23 protein-coding genes are annotated in these 21938 nt (G+C 64.9%); 3 read left to right on the forward strand and 20 right to left on the reverse strand.

What is annotated here, in order from left to right; translation table 11 throughout:
- The 6 genes from A5775_RS20175 to A5775_RS20200 are packed head-to-tail and all read right to left on the reverse strand — an operon-like array spanning position 1 to position 6531.
- Complete coding sequence (locus A5775_RS20175) at positions 1-1116, reverse strand: MCE family protein (protein ID WP_067256279.1); 1116 nt, start codon at positions 1114-1116, stop codon at positions 1-3.
- Positions 1113-2159 carry an MCE family protein gene (locus A5775_RS20180; RefSeq protein ID WP_067256281.1) on the reverse strand — a complete coding sequence of 349 codons (1047 nt, stop codon included), beginning with the start codon at positions 2157-2159 and terminating at the stop codon, positions 1113-1115. Before A5775_RS20180 ends, A5775_RS20175 begins: the two co-directional genes overlap by 4 nt.
- A complete protein-coding gene (locus A5775_RS20185) occupies positions 2152-3231 on the reverse strand; it encodes an MlaD family protein (protein ID WP_067256284.1) in 1080 nt (359 codons plus the stop codon). Before A5775_RS20185 ends, A5775_RS20180 begins: the two co-directional genes overlap by 8 nt.
- Positions 3228-4802, reverse strand: coding sequence for an MlaD family protein (locus A5775_RS20190; RefSeq protein ID WP_067256286.1), 1575 nt, complete (start codon positions 4800-4802; stop codon positions 3228-3230). Before A5775_RS20190 ends, A5775_RS20185 begins: the two co-directional genes overlap by 4 nt.
- The gene (locus A5775_RS20195) at positions 4803-5660 is read right to left on the reverse strand and encodes an ABC transporter permease (protein WP_067256289.1); all 858 of its coding nucleotides are present in this window, start codon (positions 5658-5660) and stop codon (positions 4803-4805) included.
- A gap of 1 nt (position 5661) precedes the next feature.
- Positions 5662-6531 carry an ABC transporter permease gene (locus A5775_RS20200; RefSeq protein WP_067256291.1) on the reverse strand — a complete coding sequence of 290 codons (870 nt, stop codon included), beginning with the start codon at positions 6529-6531 and terminating at the stop codon, positions 5662-5664.
- A 333-nt stretch (positions 6532-6864) separates the two neighbouring features.
- Between A5775_RS20200 and A5775_RS20205 the strand changes: the two genes are divergently transcribed.
- Both A5775_RS20205 and A5775_RS20210 read left to right on the forward strand, forming a co-directional pair.
- Positions 6865-7473 (forward strand): hypothetical protein, encoded by a 609-nt coding sequence (locus A5775_RS20205; RefSeq protein WP_067256293.1) that lies wholly within the window; start codon positions 6865-6867, stop codon positions 7471-7473.
- Positions 7464-8210 (forward strand): Mce protein, encoded by a 747-nt coding sequence (locus A5775_RS20210; RefSeq protein WP_067256295.1) that lies wholly within the window; start codon positions 7464-7466, stop codon positions 8208-8210. The genes A5775_RS20205 and A5775_RS20210 overlap by 10 nt, the downstream gene beginning before the upstream one ends.
- A gap of 22 nt (positions 8211-8232) precedes the next feature.
- On the opposite strand, the gene A5775_RS20215 is transcribed toward A5775_RS20210, so the two are convergent.
- The 5 genes from A5775_RS20215 to A5775_RS20230 are packed head-to-tail and all read right to left on the reverse strand — an operon-like array spanning position 8233 to position 11681.
- A complete protein-coding gene (locus tag A5775_RS20215) occupies positions 8233-9189 on the reverse strand; it encodes a dipeptidase (protein WP_067256298.1) in 957 nt (318 codons plus the stop codon).
- Positions 9190-9213: 24 nt separating this feature from the next.
- The gene (locus A5775_RS20220) at positions 9214-9777 is read right to left on the reverse strand and encodes an arsinothricin resistance N-acetyltransferase ArsN1 family B (protein ID WP_067256300.1); all 564 of its coding nucleotides are present in this window, start codon (positions 9775-9777) and stop codon (positions 9214-9216) included.
- A 55-nt stretch (positions 9778-9832) separates the two neighbouring features.
- Positions 9833-10267 carry an SgcJ/EcaC family oxidoreductase gene (locus tag A5775_RS20225; RefSeq protein ID WP_067256302.1) on the reverse strand — a complete coding sequence of 145 codons (435 nt, stop codon included), beginning with the start codon at positions 10265-10267 and terminating at the stop codon, positions 9833-9835.
- Complete coding sequence (locus tag A5775_RS25915) at positions 10264-10656, reverse strand: hypothetical protein (protein ID WP_231995227.1); 393 nt, start codon at positions 10654-10656, stop codon at positions 10264-10266. Before A5775_RS25915 ends, A5775_RS20225 begins: the two co-directional genes overlap by 4 nt.
- Complete coding sequence (locus tag A5775_RS20230) at positions 10653-11681, reverse strand: NAD(P)/FAD-dependent oxidoreductase (protein WP_231995228.1); 1029 nt, start codon at positions 11679-11681, stop codon at positions 10653-10655. The genes A5775_RS25915 and A5775_RS20230 overlap by 4 nt, the downstream gene beginning before the upstream one ends.
- A 441-nt stretch (positions 11682-12122) precedes the next feature.
- Here A5775_RS20230 and A5775_RS20235 point away from each other — a divergent pair, with 441 nt between their 5' ends.
- Positions 12123-12878, forward strand: coding sequence for an alpha/beta fold hydrolase (locus tag A5775_RS20235; RefSeq protein WP_067256366.1), 756 nt, complete (start codon positions 12123-12125; stop codon positions 12876-12878).
- Between the two features lie 10 nt (positions 12879-12888).
- Here the strand turns inward: A5775_RS20235 and A5775_RS20240 are convergent, their stop codons facing one another.
- The 9 genes from A5775_RS20240 to dnaB all read right to left on the reverse strand — a co-directional run bounded on the left by A5775_RS20240 (position 12889) and on the right by dnaB (position 21438).
- Positions 12889-13566 (reverse strand): Crp/Fnr family transcriptional regulator, encoded by a 678-nt coding sequence (locus tag A5775_RS20240; protein WP_067256306.1) that lies wholly within the window; start codon positions 13564-13566, stop codon positions 12889-12891.
- A gap of 134 nt (positions 13567-13700) precedes the next feature.
- Positions 13701-13832, reverse strand: a complete 132-nt coding sequence (locus tag A5775_RS26085; protein ID WP_255362123.1) for a hypothetical protein — start codon at positions 13830-13832, stop codon at positions 13701-13703.
- 137 nt (positions 13833-13969) lie between these two features.
- Positions 13970-15403, reverse strand: coding sequence for an FAD-binding oxidoreductase (locus tag A5775_RS20245; protein ID WP_067256308.1), 1434 nt, complete (start codon positions 15401-15403; stop codon positions 13970-13972).
- Positions 15404-15502: 99 nt separating this feature from the next.
- A complete protein-coding gene (locus A5775_RS20250) occupies positions 15503-16243 on the reverse strand; it encodes an SDR family NAD(P)-dependent oxidoreductase (RefSeq protein WP_067256310.1) in 741 nt (246 codons plus the stop codon).
- A 42-nt stretch (positions 16244-16285) separates the two neighbouring features.
- Complete coding sequence (locus A5775_RS20255; RefSeq protein WP_067256368.1) at positions 16286-16564, reverse strand: hypothetical protein; 279 nt, start codon at positions 16562-16564, stop codon at positions 16286-16288.
- A 134-nt stretch (positions 16565-16698) separates the two neighbouring features.
- Positions 16699-16896 (reverse strand): hypothetical protein, encoded by a 198-nt coding sequence (locus A5775_RS20260; protein ID WP_067256371.1) that lies wholly within the window; start codon positions 16894-16896, stop codon positions 16699-16701.
- Positions 16897-17500: 604 nt separating this feature from the next.
- On the reverse strand, positions 17501-17923 hold the full coding sequence (locus A5775_RS20265) for an Hsp20/alpha crystallin family protein (protein ID WP_067256373.1): 423 nt from the start codon (positions 17921-17923) through the stop codon (positions 17501-17503).
- Positions 17924-18375: 452 nt separating this feature from the next.
- Positions 18376-18579, reverse strand: a complete 204-nt coding sequence (locus A5775_RS20270) for a cold-shock protein (protein WP_067256313.1) — start codon at positions 18577-18579, stop codon at positions 18376-18378.
- Positions 18580-18810: 231 nt separating this feature from the next.
- Complete coding sequence (gene dnaB, locus A5775_RS20275; RefSeq protein ID WP_067256315.1) at positions 18811-21438, reverse strand: replicative DNA helicase; 2628 nt, start codon at positions 21436-21438, stop codon at positions 18811-18813.
- Positions 21439-21938: the final 500 nt, after the last annotated feature.

The raw sequence follows: 21938 nt of genomic DNA on the forward strand, positions 1-21938 counted from the left end.
CTACTGCCCCATCGCCGAGAGACCGTCGAGAATGTAGGTCAGACCGAAGTCGGGGCCGTAATCCTGCAGTGTGCCCGTGCTGCAACCCAATTGGCGCAGGTGCATCAGGTTGCAGAGTTCTTTCGCGGACTGACTGTCGGTGAGCGCCTTGTCGAGCAGGCCATGCACGCGGAGCGCGCCATTGTTCTGATCGACGGTGTTGTACAGGTTTTCCAGCGTCAGCGGGAGCACATCGAGCAATTCGGCAACGTTGCGCTGGTCATCGACGACCGTCTTGGCGACGGTGTCCCCATTGCGGACGGCCTGCTTGAGGTTGTCCCGATTGTTCTCGATCAGTGTGGTGACTTCTTCGAGGATGCGGTTGATGGTGCGCCCGGTGGCGCCGGTACCGAACTTCTCGTCGGCCAGGATCTGGCTGAGCTGGCGTGTGGTGGAACCGAACTCGCGCACCTTGGAGTCGTTGCGCGCGGCGGCCTCGGTGATCGAGCTGAGGTCGGTGATGATGGTGGTCAATTGCTCGCGGGTGGTGATGCCCCGCTCGGAGCTGAGTCGCAGCGCCTTGGAAAGTTCGTCGAGGGCGGCCAGGATCTTCTTGCCGTTTCCGTCGGTGATGGCGACCGCCGCGCCGCTGAGGTCGGCGACCGGGCCGCCGCCTTTCCCGTCGCCCTTGAGCGATTTGGAGACTTTGTCGAGCATGTCGAGCACGCGGTCGAATGCCACGGGGGTCTTGGTCCTGGTCAGCCCGATGGTGTCGTGGTTCTTGAGCACCGGGCCGCTGCGGTACGGCGGCGTCAGTTCGACCTGCCGGTCGGTGAGTATCGAGGTGGTGATGGTGACCGCGCGGGCCGCGGCGGGAATCTTGACTTTCCTGTCCACCGTCAGCTCGGCCTCGACGTAGCTACCTTTGGACGTGACCTTGCTGACCTTCCCCACCGGCATACCGAGCACCGCGACCACATTGCCTTCGTAAAGACCTGCGGCGCTGTCGAATTGAGCGGTCACCGTCATGGTGTCGAGGCGCGCCTTGACATAGTGGCCGACCACGCCGATGGTGACAGCGGCCGCCGCCGCTGCCGCGACGGTAACGGCGATGAGCTTGCGCCTATCGGAAATCATTTGCAGTCCTTGAAGTACTGGATCATCTTGAATTCCTTTGCGCGGCCACTGATGGCGCACATCCACGAGTCGATGGCGAGCCCGTTGGGGAGGTTGAATTCGACGACCGGTCCGTAGCCGGTGGCGTTGGTCAAACCCCGCAGCGTCACCGGGGCGACCTGCAGAATGTTGCGCACCAAGTCGTCGTGCTGGCCGATCATGTTCGTCAGGTCGTGCAGGTTGGCGAACAATTCGTCAAGCATGGGCCGGTTGGTGACGACGACCTTGTCGAGCTGATCGACGAGCTCGGTCAGCGCCGCGAACATGGCGTGGAAGGTGGCCTGGCGGGCCACCAGATGGCCGAGCAGGTCCTGACCCTGGTCCATCAGATGTCCGATGTTGGTCTGCTGGCGCCGCAGCGTATTGACCACTCGCTGTGTGCTTTTCAGCAGCGTGCCGAGCTGCCCGCGACGGTCGGCGGTGATCGTCGACAGCGTCTGCAGATTCGCGACGGCCTGCGGGATCAGCGGCGGCACCCCGCCGAGTTGCTTGCCCAGCACGGCGAGCGACTGCGCGAATTGGTCGGAGTCGACCTGTTCGAAGGTGGTGGTGGCGTCTTCGAGTAGAGACTGCAGGTCGTAGGGCACCGCGGTGTGGGACAGAGTGATCGTGTTGGCCGGAAGGGCGCCCGGGCCGTCGGGCACCAACTCGAGGTAGCGCGACCCGAGGATGGTCATCACCTTGATGACCGCCCGCGTGTCCTTGCCGAGCGAGACGTTGTCACGCACGCTCAATCCGGCTTCGACGTGATCGCCGTCGAGTTTCATGCTGGTGACGTGCCCGACCTCGATGCCGGCGATCGTGATGGGGCTTCCGGGCCGCAGCGTGGCGGCTTGCAGGAATTCGGCGATGTAATGGGTGTAACCGACGCCGAGAAGCTTGATTCCGAGCGACACCGCGACAAGAACCGCGACCACCACCAGCCCGGCCAGCCCGAGCCAGGTCCTGTTGTACGACTCGAGCGGTCGCCGCTGCAGCCATCGGGGTTTCAGTGCGTCACCCATTGGCCATGTTCCTGCATCGCGGGGTGTGCCATCCCAGGTTCTTCGTGGTGATCGGGTACGCGTTTCCGGGCGTCGCCGCGTTGACGATGAACGTGGTGATGTCGTTGAGTCCGGGGAAAAAGCCCGTCGCGTTCAGGTCGCAGGCGTAGGCGTTGCCGTAGGTGCCCTCACCGATGGCCCGCGCGAAGCCTTTGAGCAACAGGGGCAGGTTGTCACCGGTGAAGGCCAGCTGGGGTTCGATTCCGGCCAGGTGCTTGCTGAATCCCGGCTCCCGGGTGATCAGCTGGTTCAACGACGGGTCGACGTCGTCGGCGATCGCCGCGAGGCGACGGGTCACCCGGGCGATCGAACCCACCGAGTCCTGCAACTCCGGGCGACGGTCATCGAAATTGGCCACCGCGGAACGGGTTTGATCGAGTGCGTGGTCGAGGTCGTCGTTTTGGCGCGCGACGGTGTCGGTGACTTTGGTGAGATTGCTGATGAGGTCGCCCAGCGACCGGTCGCGCGCCGACAGCGTCCGGGTGATCGTCGACGTCTGCTGCACCAGCAGCGGAATGGACGCCTGATCACCTTGCAACGACTGCAGAACCCCCTTGGTCAGGTCATCGGCGTCTTTGGGATTCAGCAGGGTGAACAAGGGCTCGAATCCGTTGAGCAGCTTGCCGACGTCGAAGGAGGGGTCCGTCTGCTGCACGGGTATCACGCTTTTAGCCGAAAGCATTCCCCTGCTGCCGGTCTCGCCCAGCGACAAGCCCAGATAGCGCTGTCCGATGATGTTTTGGTAGGTCACCGATGCCACGGTGTTGCCGTACAGGTGCTGGTTGTTCTCGACGATGAACGAGACCTTCGCCAGCTTCCCCGCCAGTTCGATGTTTTCGACACGGCCCACCCGCACGCCGGCCATACGGACGTCGTCGCCGATCCGTAATCCGTACACGTCGGTGAACATCGCCGCGTACGGCGTGGTCGGCCCGGCCACATCGCGCCGCAGGGTGGCGTAGACCATCCACGTCACGGCGATGGCGATCGCCATGAACAGCGACAGCCCGATCAGCGGTCCGCGTACCTTCATTTCGGTTCACCCGCCGCCGGCTGGGGTTGGGGTTGCTGAGGCTGTAGGGAGACCGCCGTACCGCGCGCCACCGGCCCCAGGAGCAGTTGCGTCGCCACCGACGCGGGACGGCCCTGGCCGGTGATCACCCCGAGCTGGTCGCGTTCGTGTTGGCTACCGACGGGGCCGCCGTTGCCGCCGTAGGCCGCGGGCGCCGCCGCACCGGGGGGTGCCGGACTCGGGGGAGGCGGTCCCGGCACCGGTGGCGGCGGCGCATCGTCGGGATCGGCGGTCCCCGGGACTCGCGGCGTCGGGCCGACCTGCCATGGCCACCACGGCAACGGCGGGTTGGGGTCTTCCAGGCTGGGGTTGGGGTTCAGTAGCGGCGGGCCCACCGCGGCGAGGTTGCCGTCGGGTCCCAACTGCGTGCCCGGGGGCGGCGCCAAATCCGCGGGCGCGTGGTAGTTCTGCGGCAGCAACACCTCGGGAAGGTCGGGGCGCACCGCGATCGTCGGGGCCGTGAAGCAACTCGGGCCCAGCAACTGGCCGTAGCGCGGGCAATCGGCGCGGGTGTAGGTATAGGTCGGCGTCAGCGCCAGATTGACGCGCATGTTTCCGGTGTCCATCTCCGGATCCCACACCTCGTCAAAGAACTTGTCGGACAACCGGTTCAGTCGGGTGAAGATGGGGACGAATTTGTCGCTGTTCAAAGCGAAGACGCCGAGGGCGGGTGTGAGGTTCTGACTCATTTCGATCAGTTGGTCGGTGTGGTTGTCGAACGCTTGCCGGTTCACTCCGAAGGTGTGGTGCGAGCCGGTGAGCAACGACCGGAACGCCTCGCGCTTTTCGGCCAGGGTCTGCATCGGCTTGACCGCATCATGCAAGACGTCGACGAGGTCGGGCGCTGTGGACTGCAGGCCGCGAGTGGCGTCCAGCAGCGCGGAGACGGTCGATGGGCCGGGGTCGGTGGCCACGATGGCGTTGAGCTCATCGAGCACCCGGGTCATCTGCGCACCGGCGGTGAGCAGTGCGCCGCGCCGGTTATTGGTGGCGGCCGCGACGGCGGCCAGGATTCCGACGCTGTGGTCTTCGCGGCCCCGGCCGGTCGCGGCGAGGATGTCGCGCAGCTTGCTGATCGTGGTCTGGAAGATCACCGTCGAAAGCTGCAGGTCCTCGGGGATGCGCGTCCCGTTGCGGATACTCGGGCTCGGGCCGCCGTCGATGAGTTGCACCGACGAGACCGCGAACACGTTGCTGGGCACCACCCTCGCGGTCACCGCGTTCGGAATGTCCTTGGCGTATTCGGGTTTGAGGTTGATGTGCACGTAATTCGGCTTGCCGTAGGCCGCGGGGACGACATTGTCGACGGCGCCGACGAGCAGCCCGTGATATTTGACGTCGGAGCGCGCCGGTAGCCCATCCCCCACGTTTGTCAGCTCAGCGACCACGCGGATGTAATCGTTGAGCCGTCCGGTGGACTTCAACAGGAGGCTCCCCGTGATCAGACCCGCGATCAGCAGCACCGCCGCCCCCAGGGCCACCAGCTGTTGGTCGGTGGGTCCCCGCCCGTCGAAATCTAGCGAGTTTGCCATTCAGCCACCAAATCTCGCGCCGGCGTCGATGCTCCACAGCGCCATCGTCAGCAACATATTGACCATGATCACGACCGTGATGCTCGCCCGCATGGCGTGCCCGGCCGCTACGCCCACACCCTCGGGCCCGCCTGCGGCGTAGAACCCGTAGTAGCACTGCACGGTGGAGGAAAGCCACACGAAGACAACGCACTTGAGCACCGAGTACGCGATGTCTTTGGCGCTGAGCATCATGGTGAAGTAGTGCAGGTACGGGCCGATGGATCCGCCACTGATGACGTTGGCGACGACCTGGCACGTGAGGTAGGTGACCGCGAGACAGGCTATGTAGAGGGGGATTACGGCGATGATGGAGGCCATGAGCCTCGTCGTGACCAGGAACGGGATCGGGCGTATCGCCAGGGATTCCAGGGCGTCGATCTCTTCGGCGATGCGCATGGCGCCGAGCTGCGCGGTGAATCGGCAGCCGGCCTGCATCGCGAACGCCAGGGAGGCCATGATGGGCGCCAGTTCGCGGGTGTTGACCAGTGACGAGATGATGCCGGTCGCGGGGCCCAATCCGAGCAGGTTGAGGAAGTTGTATCCCTCCACGGCCACCAGTGCGCCCGCAGTGAAGCCGAGCACCACCGCGACGCCGGCGGTGCCGCCGCCGACTACGATCGACCCGTTGCCCCAGGCGATGTTCGACAGCAGCCGCTGGAATTCCGCGCGGTATTGCCGCAGGACAATCGGTACCGCGACCACGGCCCGCACGAAGAAGACCAGCATGTGCCCCAGCCGCATCGTCGGCGCGGCCGCGGCCCGGTACGCACCGATGATCGGTCGTGCCAGCCCGGGAACGTATGCGGAGGCCGTCATTTCACAGCCCCGTCCTGGGAAACAGTGTGTTGTACAACTGGCTGATTCCGACGTTGACGATCATCAGCACCAAAATCGATTCCACCACAGCCGCGTTCACGGAGTTGGCCACGCCCGCCGGGCCGCCCTTGGTGAAAAGCCCTTTTTGGCAGGCGATTACCGCGACGATGGCGCCATAGATCACCGCCTTGAGCAGCGCGACGATCATGTCCTCGGTGGTGGCGAACGACGAAAACGTCGCCACGAAACTTCCCGGCGCGCCCCGCTGGAAGTACACATTGAACAGGTAGCTGGCTAAAAAGCCGACGAAACAGGTGATTCCGGTCAGGGCGACCCCGACCATGATCGCGGCGGCGAACCGAGGTACGACCAGACGGCGGATCACCGAGACCCCCATCACCTCCATCGCGTCGGTTTCTTCGCGCATGGTCCGAGAACCGAGATCAGCGGTGATGGCGGACCCGACGGCCGACGCCATCAGCACCGCGGCCACCAGCGAGGCGGCCTGACGGATGACGGCGAGCCCGCTGGCGGCGCCGGCGAGCGAGGTGGCACCGACCTGATTGGCCAGCAGCGCGAACTGGATGGACAGGGTCACCCCGATCGGCAGCGCCACCAGGACGGTGGGCAGCACCGCCGTTGCCGCCATGAACGCGCCCTGCCGCACGAACTCCGCCCATTGGAAGCGGCCGGTGAACAGGTCGACCATGCAGTACTCGACCGTGCGCACCGCAAGGATGTACTGCTCACCGAGTGTGTTGAGTGAGGCAAGAGGGTGTCGTACGACGTAGCCCGCGGACCAGTCCTGAATAGTGGCCACGCTGTCGGGCGCCCGGTCTTCGGTGAGCGGGCGGTCGTCCTGGGCCGTCATCGCCGGATGCGCCTCAGCGCGCCCACTCGTAGGTATGTGTGTTCATCGGTGAACTTCCGGTGTGCCCCCACGGGCGGCTATGTTAACCGCTACTCAGACTATGTGGAAGATCTCACTTTGCACTTTGTGCAGAGTCAGCGGTCGAGGCACCAGCCCAACACGGTAATGACCCGTGGTCATTTGCCGTATTCGCCTGGTATCGCACCCTTGACGCGCCGGTGACTTCACGAGAAGATCGCCTTTCGAGGCGCCGATGTTAATGACGGTTTGTAGATAGAGCGGATGGTTCGGTGTTCGGTGGTCTCGGGTTATCGTGTTCCTGGGAAGGCGCGGATGATTCTGGCGAGGTTGCGACGGACGGCTGGCGGCATCGCGTGTGCCGGACCGGCGCTCGCCGCCGCCATCGCGCTCTCGGGCCCGGCCTGCGCCGATCCGGGTCAGCCTCCCCCGCCGCTACCGGCGTTCACGCCGGCGCCCAGCGATTGGTCACCGAACTTCGACATCTGGCCGTACAACACGTTCACCTCTCGGGTGACACCCGAGATGATCGGCGCAATGTCCGACTCCTGCCAATGGTTCACGTCCCAATTCGATCCATTGATGGGCCAGATCAACGACTTCAACCGATACCTCGGTGACCAGCACGACGACTACGCGGCCGGTGGGGTGCAGCGGAACGCCAATGCCGTTGTCACCAATATCGACCGGTCGACGGCCTTTCTGGGCAAGCGGGTGAAGCCACTGATCATCACCAACGAACCCGACAATTTCGGCCCCTATTCGCCGATATACGGCGGGGAATCGATGACCCACTTGACATTTCAGTTGTCGCGGATCAGCGACAGCATCAAGAGAAAGGATCCGTCGGGCGTCACCCACGCGAATATCGTCTCGGCCACCGGCTGGGCGAATGCGCTGCGCGACTCCGGTGCATGCAACTGATGAATTTCCGAGCATCGCTGCGAACGGTCGCCACCCCACGGACGTGGTTCGTGAATCGCTTCCGCATCGCCGCAGAAGGCACAGAAGGCGCAGAGGCCCCGGAGGTCGCGGAAGCTGCCGTGACCCAGCCACCGGCCGACGCGGGGGAGGCGACTGAGTCGACCGCAGAAGCGGTGCAGCCCGCCGAGGCCGGCGACCACGGCGAGGACGAGGACACCCCCGATGCGGACGACGATCCGCGGCCGAACACACGAAATGACCGGCGGGCCGACGTTGCCCGGTGGGCCGCCGCGACAATCTTGGCCGCCGTACTCGCCGGCGCCGGATACGAGGGCTGGTTGCTGTTCCAGCATCACCAGAAGGAGGTCGCCGCGGCCCAAGCACTCACCGCGGCAAAGAAATACATCCTCGCACTGACCAGCGTCGACACCAACGCGATCGATAAGAATTTCACCGAGGTTCTCGATGGGTCGACCGGCGAGTTCAAAGACATGTACACCAAATCCAGTGCGCAGCTGCGCCAAACGCTCATCGATAACAAAGCGGCGGCGCACGGCAGCGTGGTTGACGCCGCGGTCCAGTCGGCGACCGAGGACAAGGTGGTCGTTGTGCTGTTTGTCGATCAGTCGGTGAGCAATGGGGCCTCACCGACACCTCAGCTGGACCGCAGCAGGGTGAAGATGACCATGGAAAAGGTGGACGGCCGATGGCTGGCCAGCAAGGTCGATCTCCCGTGAATTGCTTCTCCCGGTGGCGTATTCAGGTGCGCCAGGCTCGTTGGGCCACCCGATAGAAGTTTCCGCCGAGCACCGCTCGGATGTCGCGGCTGTTCCATCCCTTGGCTCGCAGGTGTTCGCCGAGCGTCACAAAGGTTTCCGGCGGCATCCACTGGATCGGGCCCCAGCGCGTGTAGCTGTCGTCGAACAGGTGGGGGTTGCGCCGCAGCTCGTCGATGAAATCGGCGGCGTCGAAACAGAAGTCGGTGCTGACGCCGACGTGCTCGACGCCGACGAGCTCGACGGCGTATTCCAGGTGGCGTGTCATCACTTCCAGCGTGGGCGTGTTGGGTCCGAGGAAGATGCCGACGCCGGTGATGCCGATGACACCGCCCGTCTGCGCGCAGGCCCGCGCCTGGTCATCGGTGATGTTCCGGGGATGTTCCCACAGCGCACGCATGCAGGAATGGCTGTAAACGACCGGGCCGGTGGATGCCTCGCACATGTCGAGGCCGGTGCGCGCGCTGCAGTGGGATCCGTCGGGAACGATGCCGACGGAGTTCAGTTCGGCAACGACCGCACGGCCCCAGGCGGTGAGGCCGCCATCTTTGCGGTCGAGGCACCCGCTGCCCGCGCGGTTGGCGTTGTTGTAGGTCGGCAACAGGGTGCGTACTCCGAGGTTCGCCAGAGTGCGCACATTCTCGAGATCATCGTCAAGTGGGTGTGAGTCTTCCAGGTCAAAGACCACCGCGATGCGCCCGGCCCGCGTCGCCGCGTCGACCTCAGCGATGGTGGCCGTCAGTTCCAGGGCGGCGTGTGCGTCGACCGCGGCGCGATAGTGGTGCAGGAGCGCCACCGCGTCGCTGAAGCTGTGCGGTGAATATCCCGCGTTGACCGAAACCAAAGTGCCACCGGCGTATTGGTAACGAGTCAACGGATCGATTCCGGTTTCGGTGTTGAGCGGCAGACAGGTGTGCTGGTCCCAGAGCAATGCGGTCATGGATGGTGAACTCTCCTCAGACCTCTAGGGGGCTTTCGTCTCGAGCGCGGAATTCACGGTGTGCTCGGCCAGCTGGGCCCAAGGCTTGGGCTCCTCCGGGGACTGGGACAGGTCGGCCAGCCGGCGATGCCACCAGCCGACATCCCACCATCTTTTCTGCTTGAAGCCCACGCTGGTAAAGACGCCGACGGGGGTGAAGCCTGATGCCTCGTGCAAACCGACGCTGGAGGGATTGGGAAGCGTAATCCCCGCATAGGCATTGATGTAGCCCTGTGCGGCAAGCAGATTGAGCAGTGCCGTGTAGATTCGGCGGCCATGCCCTCGGCCGTGAATCGATGCGTCCAGATACAGCGACACATCGACGCACCACCGGTAGGCATCCCGCGCCCGGTGCGGGTGCGCATAGGCATATCCCTTGACGCCTTCGCCATCCGTGACGACCAGCCAGGGCAGGACGGCAAGCGTGCTGGTTATCCTCGACCGCATCTCCTGGACGCCTGGCGGCACCGTCTCGAAGGAGATCGCCGTGTCGCGCACGTACGGCAGATAGATATCAGCGATGGCGCCTGCGTCCTCCGGAGTCGCCATTCGTATCCTCACGACCACAGAAGGATAGTCGGACAGCGACGGATGGCGGCGCCCTTCAGGAAAAGAATTTTGCCATAAGGGTTTCGGCGAACCGGCGATGCGTGGTGTTGTGCGAGGACGCAAGTAGCCAGCGGCCCTCAGTCCGCACGGCGACACTGGTGTTCACTCGAGTATTGCGCCGACTGCGTGGTCGCGTCTTCTTCGCCACCGTCGCATGTGCCTGGATCAGGGCGACGTCGGGCGTGAGAAACCGGATTTGGCTGACGTCGATCTGCAGGCGCGTTCCCTTGAGGAGCTTACGAAACAGCGGCACGTACGATGCCGCGATCGCGTCGCGGCCCTTGTGGTAGGTGCCCAGGAACGTGACGTAATCCGCATCCTCGGTAAAGACGCCGGCGTAGGCCTCGGGATCGCCGTCGACCCAACCGTTTACCTGCTGAACGATCAGCGTGCGGATGGCACTCTCGTCGGCCGGCTGGGCGCCGTTCATCGGGATGCCTCCCGCAGCCGTTCGCGCCGATAGTGCTGCTGCGCACGGCCAAGCCGCCGCCGCAGGTTCGTCCGAACGACGCGGAGTAGCAATGCGGGGTCCTGCAGCCGCTCCGGGGGATCGAGGAGGTGAGTGACCCGCAGCAGCCGTTCGGTTACGACGGTGTCGTGACCGGCAGCGTTCAGCATCGCCTCGACGAACCGGCCGCGCAGCCGGCGGCGCAGGGAAGGTTTGCGGGCGGGCGACGGGGCTCGGTCGTTGGCCTCGTTCATCGCCCATGTCGGCCCGATGTCGCGTGCTGTCCTGTGAAAGAAGCGGGGGGCCAAGTCGGCGTCGCCACGACTTAGACAGTCTTGCAGTGCGAGCGCTTGTTGTGCCGCCATCGTCATGCCTTGCCCGTACACGGGATTGGGGCTGCACAGCGCATCGCCGATGACGAGCAGCCCGCTGGGGAATCTCGGCATCTGGTCGTAGCGTCGCCACACCGCCGCGGGGTTGCGGAAGGTGGGTGCGCCTGGCGCAGTCCGGCCATGATGTCCGGGGGCAATGCGCGGGCGGCCAGCTCGAGCATTGTGGTGAAATCGGGTGGCGCTCCGCCGGTGTCGATCGTGCGCCCAACCGCGAACATCCAGGTGTCGTTCTCGCAGGCCAGCAGGAGGCCACCAGGCTTGCCGCCACCCCCGAGGTTGAACACGACCATCTGTTTGTCGATGCATCCGTAAGGGATGCCCAGCAGCTGGCTGGAATAGCCCAGCGTTGCGGTGGAGCGTGTCTCGGGTGGCCGCCCGTAGCCCATGGCCTCCAAAAAGGCTGGCGTTCGGGCGGACCTTCCCATGGCGTCGACGACCAGAGCGGCGGACAGGTCGGTGGGCGCGCCGTTGTCGCGGTGCACGATTCGCACACCGATGACCGCTTGGGCCTCGACAACCGGCTCGATCACCTCGTGGCCGTCCAGAAGCGCCACGTTGGGTAGAGCCGCGACGCGCCGATGCAGGTGGGACTCCACGAACGGGCGACTGGCCAGGCATAACGTCACCGCGGTGGGATCAGTCAACGTACCCGAGCGTTGGAGCTCGTAATGACCGGTACGCACATAAAACCGCGACAGGTCCCCGTCGTTGATAATGACCGCACCGGCCGCGCCCAGCTCGTCGATCAGGCCGGGAAACAGTTCGGCGAGCACTTGCGTGCCACGGCTGAGGAACATGTGCACGTGACGGCCTTGCGGGACGCCCTTGCGGTGGGTGGGATGACCGGGAGCCTGGTCGCGCTCGACCACGCTAACTGAGTCGTAGAACTCCGAAAGTACCCGCGCGGCAAGCAGTCCCGCGATCCCGGCGCCCAGCACAACGGCGTGCTCGCCCACCGCGCGCTTATGGGCAGCCGAGCCCACACGGTTCGTGTTGTGACCCATGCCGCAGCAGCATACCGCAAATCTAAGGTTATAGTAAGAATCTTAAGACAAGGGTAATAGCCGGTTGTTCTCGGGGGAGGAGCCTCGACGGGACGCGCCATGGTTCCGGTACGGGCCGATCGACCGGATACATGGCGATCGGCTCCCCACCCGGGAACGCCGACCAACCCATCCCGGTGAAAGTTGGATCTATGCAATGCATTTGCGCCGAGGACCAGCGCGTCCTTCCGGAAACGTTCCGCTGCAGTTAAAGTGGGACATCGGCGGGCTGACGTGCATCGCGAACAGGGAGGGTCAAAACTGTTTTCCCGTTCGCGCCAAATGCCGGTTACACCGGCCTGGTTCACTGCCGCACTCGATCAACCTCCCGAGCAGGGTGAGGTCGATGTCGACGGCTGCCGCATCCACCTACGGATCTGGGGCGCCGCGGACCAACCTCCGGTGGTGCTGATCCACGGGGGCGGAGCGCACTCCGGGTGGTGGGATCACATCGCGCCGTTCTTTTCCCGCACCCACCGGGTGATCGCACTGGATCTGTCCGGACATGGCGACAGTGGATCACGCGAGGGTTACGACCTGCGGACGTGGGCAACCGAAGTGATGGCGGCCGCGTCTGCCGCCGGGCCCGCCGGCCGGCCGACCATCGTGGGTCACAGCATGGGCGGGTGGGTCGCGTCCACAGCCGCAATCCACCACAGCCAGCAGATCAATAGCATGCTGGTGATCGACTCGCCGTTGTGGGAGCGGGTGCCCGAGGAAGGGCGCCTACGCCGGCACAAGCACACCGAATACCGGACCAGAGATGAGATCCTGGCCCGTTTTACGGCCGTGCCGTCGCAGGAGTTGATCCTCCCTTATGTACGCCAACACATCGCAGCCGAGTCGGTGCGCAAGACCAACGCGGGGTGGGTTTGGAAATTCGACCCGGCGATTTTCGGCGGCGAGTTTCTCGAGCCAACTCCCGCCGACGAGGAATCATTGGAGAGCATGCTCGTCGCAATGCGTTGCCGCGTAGGCTATTTGCAGTGCGAATCGGGAATGGTGCCGCCGGCCATGGCCGAACGGATCCGTTCTCTTTTACAGCTGAGAGGCCCCTTCGTCGAGCTGGCCGAAGCCGGTCATCATCCGATGCTGGACCAACCGCTCCCCTTGGTTGCGACGCTGCGCACCCTGCTGGAATTCTGGTCGATCACGTAGGGCGTGGGCGTCAGGCCCGTGCGCGCCGGGCCAGCTTCGCGGGCTGATCGATGATCAGGGCCTTGCCCTGCTGCCGAATCCAGCCGCGTTGGGTGAAGTCCGATAGCGCCTTGTTGACCGTTTCGCGCGAGGAGCCGACAAGTTGAGCGAGCTCCTTCTGCGTGAGGTGGTGCTCGACGCGCACCGGGCCCTCGTTGTTGGTGCCGAATCGCATTGCCAGATCGAGGATTTGCTTGGCCACCCGGGCGGGCACATCGGTGAAGATCAAGTCGCACAAGGTGTTGTTGGTGTGCCGGAGTCGGCGCGCCAGCACCCGCAGCAGCTGCTCCGCGATTTCGGGTCGTTCGACCATCCATGTCCGCAGGGCGTGGCGGTCCATCCTGACGGCTTCCACCTCGGCCAGCGTGATCACCGTCGAGGTTCGCGGGCCCGGATCGAACAGTGCGAGCTCACCGAACACGTCGCCAGGGCCCAGCACCGCGAAGACGGTTTCACGACCGTCCGCTGTCTGATGGCGGATCTTCACCGCGCCCGACAAGATCACAAACAGGTCGTCGCCCACGTCGCCTTCGACGAAGACGGTGCGCCTGCGCGGGAAGGATACGTGCTCCAGGTGGCGGGCCAACGCGGCGACCGCATCGGGTGCAATTCCCTGGAAGATGCCCGCTCGCGCCAAAATGTCGTCCACGCCGCCCCTTTCAACGCGTTCCGCACGGCGTTTGCGCGCACTGGGCGCTGCTCCAATAGGGGGCGTCCTGGCTCGCGTCCTCGACTTTACACCAGGGTAAAATTCCGTAACGCAGCAGGTCGGAAGGCCGACGGCTAAGCGGCCGACGTCGTGGCGGTCGCCGCGGTGGTGACTTCGGAATACAGGTTGCCACACGCATCGCAATGGACCTGATATTCGAGCTTGTCGTCGTCACGCTCGAGAAAGCTGTACTGCGCCCACGCCATGCATCGCGGGCACCGTGCTCGACCGTGTTCCACTGCCATTCGTCAAACCCTTCACTCGCAGAGACGCAGTGGAAATACCCCGCGCGAAGGGGGTCTAATCATCGACTTGCGGGCCCGCGCGGTACGGCGCCGGGTAGCTAGTAATTCAGCCCGGAGAACATCACTCGGCCGGGGTCATATTTCTGCCGTACCGCGCTCAGCCGGGAGAGGTTCGGGCCGAAGTAGCGCGCCGGCGACTGGTTGGCCTCGACGTAGTTCACGTAGCCGCCGACCGAATACTGTTGCACCGCTTGGTGTGCCGTGCCGAGCCAGTTCGTCGCCGCCGTAGGATCGCCGGTTTCGACATACCACTGCACCAACGCCGACTGCCGACGCCACGGGAACGCCGTGGCGCCCGGTGCCACCGTGGCGAGGGCGCCGTCAAGCGCGTGCATGATCGCCAACATGCGGCCGGCTCCGCGGGGAAAGGCATTGACCGCCGCGGCGATCCCCTGTGCCACCCCCGCGTTCACGGTGGAGAAGACGTCGGATCCGCCGACGTACCCGAGCGGCGACGGGTTGAGGTTCCCGACGGCCAGGTAGTTCACCAGGTCCAGGTAGTTGAAGGTGTGGTTCTCGATGCCGGACGGCTGCATTCCGACCGCTTGGGTGATGGCCGCCGCCGTGCTGTTACCCGACCCGGCCGGAGAGGTCGCCATGATTCGGCAATGCATGCCCGTCGTGTCAACGGTGGCGTCGGCCAGTGCCCAGCTGTTGCGGTCCGCGGTGCGCAGCCAGTTCTGCCATCCGACGAGGACCTGGGCGAACGACTCCGGCGGGAAGTTGAGGTTGACGACGTCGACGTCCTTGGTGGGGAATGTGGCGAAAGTCAGCGAAGTCGTCACACCGAAGTTGCCGCCACCGCCGCCCCGCAGCGCCCAGAACAGGTCAGGGTTGCTGGCGGCGGACGCGGTGACCGCCTGGCCGTTGGGCAACACCACCGATGCCGACGTCAACTGGTCACAGAGCAGGCCCGCATGCCGGGACTGGGCGCCCAGGCCGCCGCCCAGCGCGTGCCCCGCCGCACCGACCGACGGGCAGGTGCCCGTCGGCACGCCCCGGCCGGCCGCGGCCAGAGTCCGGTGCATGGTGTACAGACTGGTCGCCGGTGTCACCGTGACCTGCCCCGTGGCGGCGTCGTAGTTGGCATCCCCGGGCAGTTGACGCAGGTCGAGCACCATGGTGCCGTTCGCAGTCGACGCGCCGATGTAGGAATGCCCGCCGCTGCGCGGAGCGACCTTGAGGTTGTGGGCGGCGGCGAACGCCATCGCCTTTTGCACGTCGGCCGCCGACGTCGGGGTGACGACCGCGGCCGGCGTGGACCCGTTGTAATTGGTGTTGAAAACCTGCTTGGCGCTGGCAAATTGGGGATTATCCGGAAGCAACACCTTGCCGCCGAGGGCGGTGGAAAGGCCTTCCCACCCGGAAGGCCTTGGATCGGCGACCGCCCGGGGGGAGCTGAGAACCGCTCCGGCGGCTAGCGCTCCGACGGCGCCCCGCAGAAACGTCTGCCGTGAGATCTCACGCGCCACCGTCGGGCTCCCGCAACTGCCTCATGCCCCGAATTGTCGGCCACGAGAATCGCGGTGCCGCATGACATGTCGACGGTTGACCGAAACGTGCCCCAACCGTTATCCAGCGCCTTTGCCGTTGTCGACCCGATAGACGGCGCCGTGGATGGCGGCCGCGGCGTCGCTTGCGAGGAAGGCAATCGCGTTGGCGACGTCGAGGGGCCGCATCATGCCGCGCGGCGAGGCCGTGCGCATGATCAGGTCGTAGTTCGGATTGTCTGGGGCGCTGAACTGTTCGATTTGGGGTGTGAGCATGCCGCCCGGGCACACGGCGTTGACGCGCAGCCGATCCGCCGTGTACTCCACGGCCAACGCGCGGGTGAGGCCGATCAGCCCATGCTTGGCGGCGCAGTAGCCGGCCGAATACGCCTGGCCCTCGACTCCGGCGATCGAGCTCACGTTGACGATGTTTCCGCCTCGCTCCAGCAGGTGGGGCAGCGCGGCGCGGCAGAGAAAGCTGGGGCCGTTCAGGTTGACGGCGACGTCGCGCTCCCAGTCGTCGTCGGTCATCGCCTCCGTCCGGCGCATCTGGTGCTTCCCGGCGACGTTGACGAGAATGTCCAAGCCTCCGAACTGGCGGACGCACTGCTCGACCGCGTCTTTGCAGGCCGGCGCCGACGCTATGTCGATCGATGCGTAGCCACCGCGTTCCACGCCGGCGAACACGTCGGACAGGCGGCCGGTGTCGCGGCCGATGCCGAAAACCGTTGCGCCCTGGCGGGAGAACAACTTGGCCGTTTCCGCGCCCAGGCCCGACGACGCCCCCGTCACCAATGCCACCTTGCCCTGCAGCGCAGCCATGCCAGCCCTCTTCCTTCTCAGCGACGGTCGATGCGGACCGAGCTAATAGGTCGACCGCATCCGCACGACGCTACCCCGCAGAAGGCCAAGTGGGGCAATCAGTCTCGGCCCTCGCCTGTCGGACAAGCTCCGCTCGAACCGCAAGCTCTGCTGGATCCGGCGTACCGTGATCATCGCGAGCAGGTTGAGCGCCTGCCTGCCGAGCGCGATCCGGCTGGTGCGCTTCTTCCAGCCCGGTCGCGTCGAGCCCGCCCGGCGCCCGAAGTAGTAGCCGATGGAGGTCGCCGCCGTGAGCGCGCAGATTGCCGCGATTACCGTCACGTGATGAGCGTCCTTCGTCACGGTCGCGGGAAGGTCACACGCCGGCCACACTCCGGCCAACAACTCTCATGCCTGGTCGTTTGGAACAGACCTTGCCGACTCGAACGCGCTGGGCCTCAACGCAAGGCGATATATCAGTCGATGTCGAGACCGCCTGACGTGGTGATCAGCACGCGGCGGTCACCACCGACATACGGATATTCGTCGTCGGGCAGGGACACTGACAGTTGCTGTTCTGCCCAGTCGGCGGGGTCGGCCTCCACCGGCAGAAAGTTGTCCAGCGCGCCGGAGTATTTGCGCGCACGGCTCTTGAGCATGGCGTGTTCGATCACGGCTACCCCTTCCTTCACTTCCTTCGCGTCTAATCATTAACCCCGACTAGGCAACACGTTTGAGTTCTGGCGACAGCATTGTGGTTGATGCGAGGGTGGGCCGCCCGCCCCCGGGACGAGTCGCCTGGCTATGGCAGTGGCCTAATCTCATCCGTGCAGGACTGAGGTAGTGCCCACGGAATTGCCCGGCTGGCGGACTGGCCCATTCATCCTCGTTGTGATGTCATCACCTGCCTTTCTCCATCGTGGTGTCATCGGGTCTGGCCACTGGTCGCCGCGGAGGGCTGCGCTGCACGGCGCGCACATTGGGCGCGGGTGCACTCCGCGGCTGCGCGCATACCTCCCAGTACCGACCAGGTGACCGGGGCCCGAGCAGGGCGCACCCGGTCACTGGTGGCGCCGGCGGCCGACGAAGCAGGGTCGCTGACGCCGCGCACAAGATGGCGTCGACCTCGGCTATCAGCACCGAAACCTCCGGATCATCGGCCAGCAGAAGCCCTGTCTGCTGGCCCGGTGATGCGTCGGTGACCGCGCCGGGCGCCGCTGTCCCGGTGCTGCAGTGCGTCATCACCAACCCAAGTTCTGTCAGCATCACACCGGCCCATCACGCGCTGATTGCGGTCTGCTGCCTACCCCCGCGGTTGACCGCGATCTTGCGCGGCTTTGCCTTCTCGGCCACAGGGATACGCAAACGCAGTACCCCGGCGTCATAACACGCATCGATATGGTCGGTGTCGAGATTGTCGCCGAGCACCAATTGGCGACTGAACACCCCGCGCGCCCGTTCGGTTGCGAGCATCTCCCGGCTTGGTTCGACATCGGGGCGCTCGGCGCGCACCGTCACCACATTTCGCTCGATATCGAGGTCCAGCGACTGCTCATCGATTCCCGGCAGATCGAATTCGACCACGAACTGCTCGCCGTCGCGCCAGGCATCCATCGGCATCGCGGCCGGTCGCGCCGCGGTACCCGACACCTGCTGAGTGAAGCGGTCGAGGTCACGAAACGGATCGCTACGAACCAACATGGTCGTCACCTCCAACACTCCCTTCTAGTGCCTATTCACATCCGTTATCTGTGCCATCCGGCATAGTTTTTATATATCTCGGATCGACGATCTTGGCAAGGGTCTCGTTGCAGGATTTCCGGCTGCCCTCCGCAACACGTTGCGCAGGGGTCTGGCCAGTCGGGGTTGACGCGACCGGGCTGCGACGACCTACGGCTGACTTACATCGAGGCGTCGGCGCACGATGTAAGGACTGTTTTCACCGGGAGTTGCAGATAGGAGCGCGGGGATCCTCCCGTGTGGACAACATGTTGGGCCCGCGGTTCTGCGGGGTGTACTCGCGCCGCCCAACCGCCGCCACCAGCCGCCCGGAACGACGGGGCCGATCAGGCGAGGAGCCACCGCACCGGCCGTAAAACGCTCTGTGGGCTGGCAACGGATAATCCCTTGCCAGCCCACAGATTACGTAAAGATCAGACTGCGGTCACTCCGGTGGCCTGGGGGCCCTTGGCGCCCTGTCCAACCTCGAACTGAACACGCTGGTTCTCCTCCAGTGAGCGGTAGCCACCGCCCTGGATCTCGGAGTAGTGGACGAAGACGTCCGCACTGCCGTCATCGGGAGCGATGAAGCCGAAGCCCTTTTCGCCGTTGAACCATTTCACGGTTCCTTGCACCATATTTCCTGTACTTCTTTCGTTTACTTTTGCGAATGCAGAACACATTCGCCGTGCAGCTTACCCCATAACTGGGAGTCCCGAGAACCGTCTTCGGCGTTGGCGTGCGGCGGGGCACCCACCGGACAGGCCTCCCGCGGCGGTCAAAGTGTTAACACGAGGCACCGGCTTGCCAATCTTCCCTGCACTTCGTCGTCGGCAACCACCACCAGCCGCCAGAACAGACGACGACCGTCATCGCGCCATGTTGGCGAACCGCGACAGATGCAGCTGGTGCGCGACGGTCACCGTCTTGGTGGGGCCGTTGCGGTGTTTGGCGAGAATGAAATCCGCCTCTCCCCCGCGCGGGTCGTCGCGCTCGAACGCGTCCGGGCGATTCAGCAAAATGACCATGTCCGCATCCTGCTCCAGCGATCCCGACTCACGAAGGTCGGACAGCATCGGCTTTTTGTCGGTGCGTTGCTCGGGACCACGGTTGAGCTGGCTGATCGCCACAACGGGAACCTCGAGTTCCTTCGCCAAAAGCTTGAGCTGGCGCGAGAATTCGGATACCTCTAGCTGCCGCGATTCAACCTTCTTGCCCGACGACATCAGCTGCAGATAGTCGACCACGACCAGACGCAGGTCGGCTTTCTGCCGCAACCGGCGCGCTTTGGCGCGGATCTCCATCATCGTCAGGTTGGGCGAATCGTCGATATACAGTGGGGCCTCACTGATTTCGCTCATCCGCCGCGCCAACCGTGTCCAGTCTTCATCGCTCATCCGGCCGGAACGCATGTCGGCGAGTTTGATCTTCGCTTCGGCCGACAGTAACCGCATGACGATCTCGGACTTGCTCATCTCCAACGAGAAGATGACGCTGGCCATCCGGTGCTTGATCGAACACGACCGCAGGAAGTCCAGGCCAAGGGTGGAGTTGTGGGTCGGGATCATCGCGTTGCTCGCCAGGTACATGTGGCTGTCGTTGTCCACTTCGACACAACGCACGGCAACTGTCTCGATCGGGCGGACGTCCACAATGAAGCGGGACCCAGAGCGCGTGGTGCCGACTCTGGCACGGCGCTCCTTGTGCACTATGGCCTTTCGCTCCAAGGCGAACACTTTGTCTTCCGTGGAAAAAGTCAGGGTGTACGCGATGCTGGACCACTCGTAACGGCCTCGGACGCGCTTAGTCGAGGTTTGGCAGCGATAGCCAAGGCCGACGACAAGCTCGCTGACATCGCGCGCCAGCCGTTGGCTAGTGACTGAAAATTGGACGGCGCCACCCGCCGTCACGGTTCCATCGGTATCGAGCAAGCCGGCGAGCAGCGCGCGCCGCTGCGTCTCGGATCCCCGCAGGTATTCGACTGGGATGTGCTTGTTCCCAAGCACGCCGATCGTGCGCAGGCGCGCCTGCAAGGTGCCTACCGCGGAATGGCATCTCTGGCACAACCGCAGCCCCGCGGATGGCCCCCCGCAGCGAACGCAGGTGGGGCTCGGCACGGGGGCGGAGACGAACCGTGCCCGGCCACCGCACGAGCGTCCGCAGGTCCGCACCTGACTGGTTTGGGGAATGAACGACTTGCCGCAGACCACGCAGTGGCGCGGGGCTTGATCAGCCTGAGCCGGCAGACGGAGCTGGTACCGGTAGCGAGCGGATTCCGAGGGAACCGCTACGACGCCGTCCGCTTCGATGCGCATGACGATCTCAGGATCGACCGCGGTGATCTGGGCCGCCGCACTGGTGCCATCCCCCAGCCAGGCACCGAGGGTGTAAGGGGGCACCAAGAACTCGCGATCCGGAAGGTCGAGTGCCTGCGCATTGACGACGCTGTGGTTCAGTCGCCGGTCTTGAGTGGGGCAGCGCAGACTTCCGGCGATCTCCGCCGTCGTTCGCACCGCCGCGAAGGTGCGTTGATTCTTGGACCGGTTGTAGCCCACCGCCGCCGCTTGCGCTGACTTCCGGGATGCGCGCGTCTCGGTCAGCCACTGATGCGCAGCGTCGGCGACGATCACTGTCCCGTCAGAGAATTCCACCTCATAGCATGGCCGTCCCAGCATCACGTCGGTCGCGGCCACCACCCGCGTCGGCTGTCCGTCGGCGCCGAGCAACTCGTCACCGACCGCGACATCACCCATCGTCGTCCAGCCCGTCGGCGTGGGCAGCAGCGTGTCCAACGCGAGCGCCTTCCCGACTCCAGGTCGGGCCGCGACGATGATCATCTGGCCGGCATGCAAACCGTTGGTCACCTCGTCGAGTTCGGTGAAACCGGTCGGCACGCCGCGCGCCACGCCGCCGTTCGACGCGATGGCGTCGATCTCGTCCATCGTCGGCTGCAGCAGATCCTCGAGCGGGACGAAATCCTCCGTCGTCCGCCGGTCGGCCACCTCGTAGATCTCGGCCTGCGCACGGTCGACCACCTCGGCCACATCGGCGCCCTCGGCACCCGCGTAGCCGTACTGCACGACCCGCGTGCCGGCCTCGACGAGGCGCCGCAGCAGCGCCTTCTCGGCCACGATGGTCGCGTAGTAGCCGGCGTTGGCCGCCGTGGGCACCGTCGAGATCAGCGTGTGCAGATACGGGGCGCCGCCGATCCGGCGCAGCAGGTTGCGGCGGTCCAACTCCGCGGCGACCGTGACGGCGTCGGCCGGCTCGCCGCGCCCGTACAGGTCCAGGATCGCGTCGTAGACGTTCTGGTGCGCCGGGCGGTAGAAGTCCCCGGGCCGCAGCCGCTCGAGCACATCGGCGATGGCGTCCTTGCTCAGCAGCATGCCGCCCAGGACGGCCTGTTCGGCCGCGAGGTCCTGCGGTGGCTGACGTCCGAAATCCTCGCTCGGCGACGATGCATCCATGCCCGACGTCAGAGCATCGACGACAGCCATGGATTCCCTTCTCCCGTTACCCACGCATCCGAACATACATTCGATAGCTGACATTTAAGGGTTGGGTCAAGATGCTGACACCTTCGCCCGGAGCGCCCGCACGCCGGCGCCGGGACGACGTTAGACGTTGCTGGCTAGTAGGGAAATGGGGTGCTGTTCATGAAGCTGTGCATCGTGTGTGCATATCCGTCGACTCGTGTGTTGAGCGGGGTGTGGAGAACCTGTGGATTAATGCAAAGGGCGAGGACATCGGCGCAGATACCGGCCATACAACGCCACTAAATTGGTGTGGACAAGAATCTCTACGGCGTGTCGGGCCAGGTTGCCGTCCCGGGCGTGTTGGCTTTCCACCACATTTTCCCAGCGTTACGGGCCGGTAACGGGCACCGTCCGAACGCACCCCGAAAATCGTTCGCCAAGGAGCACCTCCGCGACCGGCCGGAGTGGAGCGCAACCGCAAGCCCGCAGCGCAACGAAGCCCGGCGGCGGCCGATCAGGGC

The organism is Mycobacterium sp. 852002-10029_SCH5224772 (assembly GCF_001667315.1).
Lineage (GTDB): Bacteria > Actinomycetota > Actinomycetes > Mycobacteriales > Mycobacteriaceae > Mycobacterium.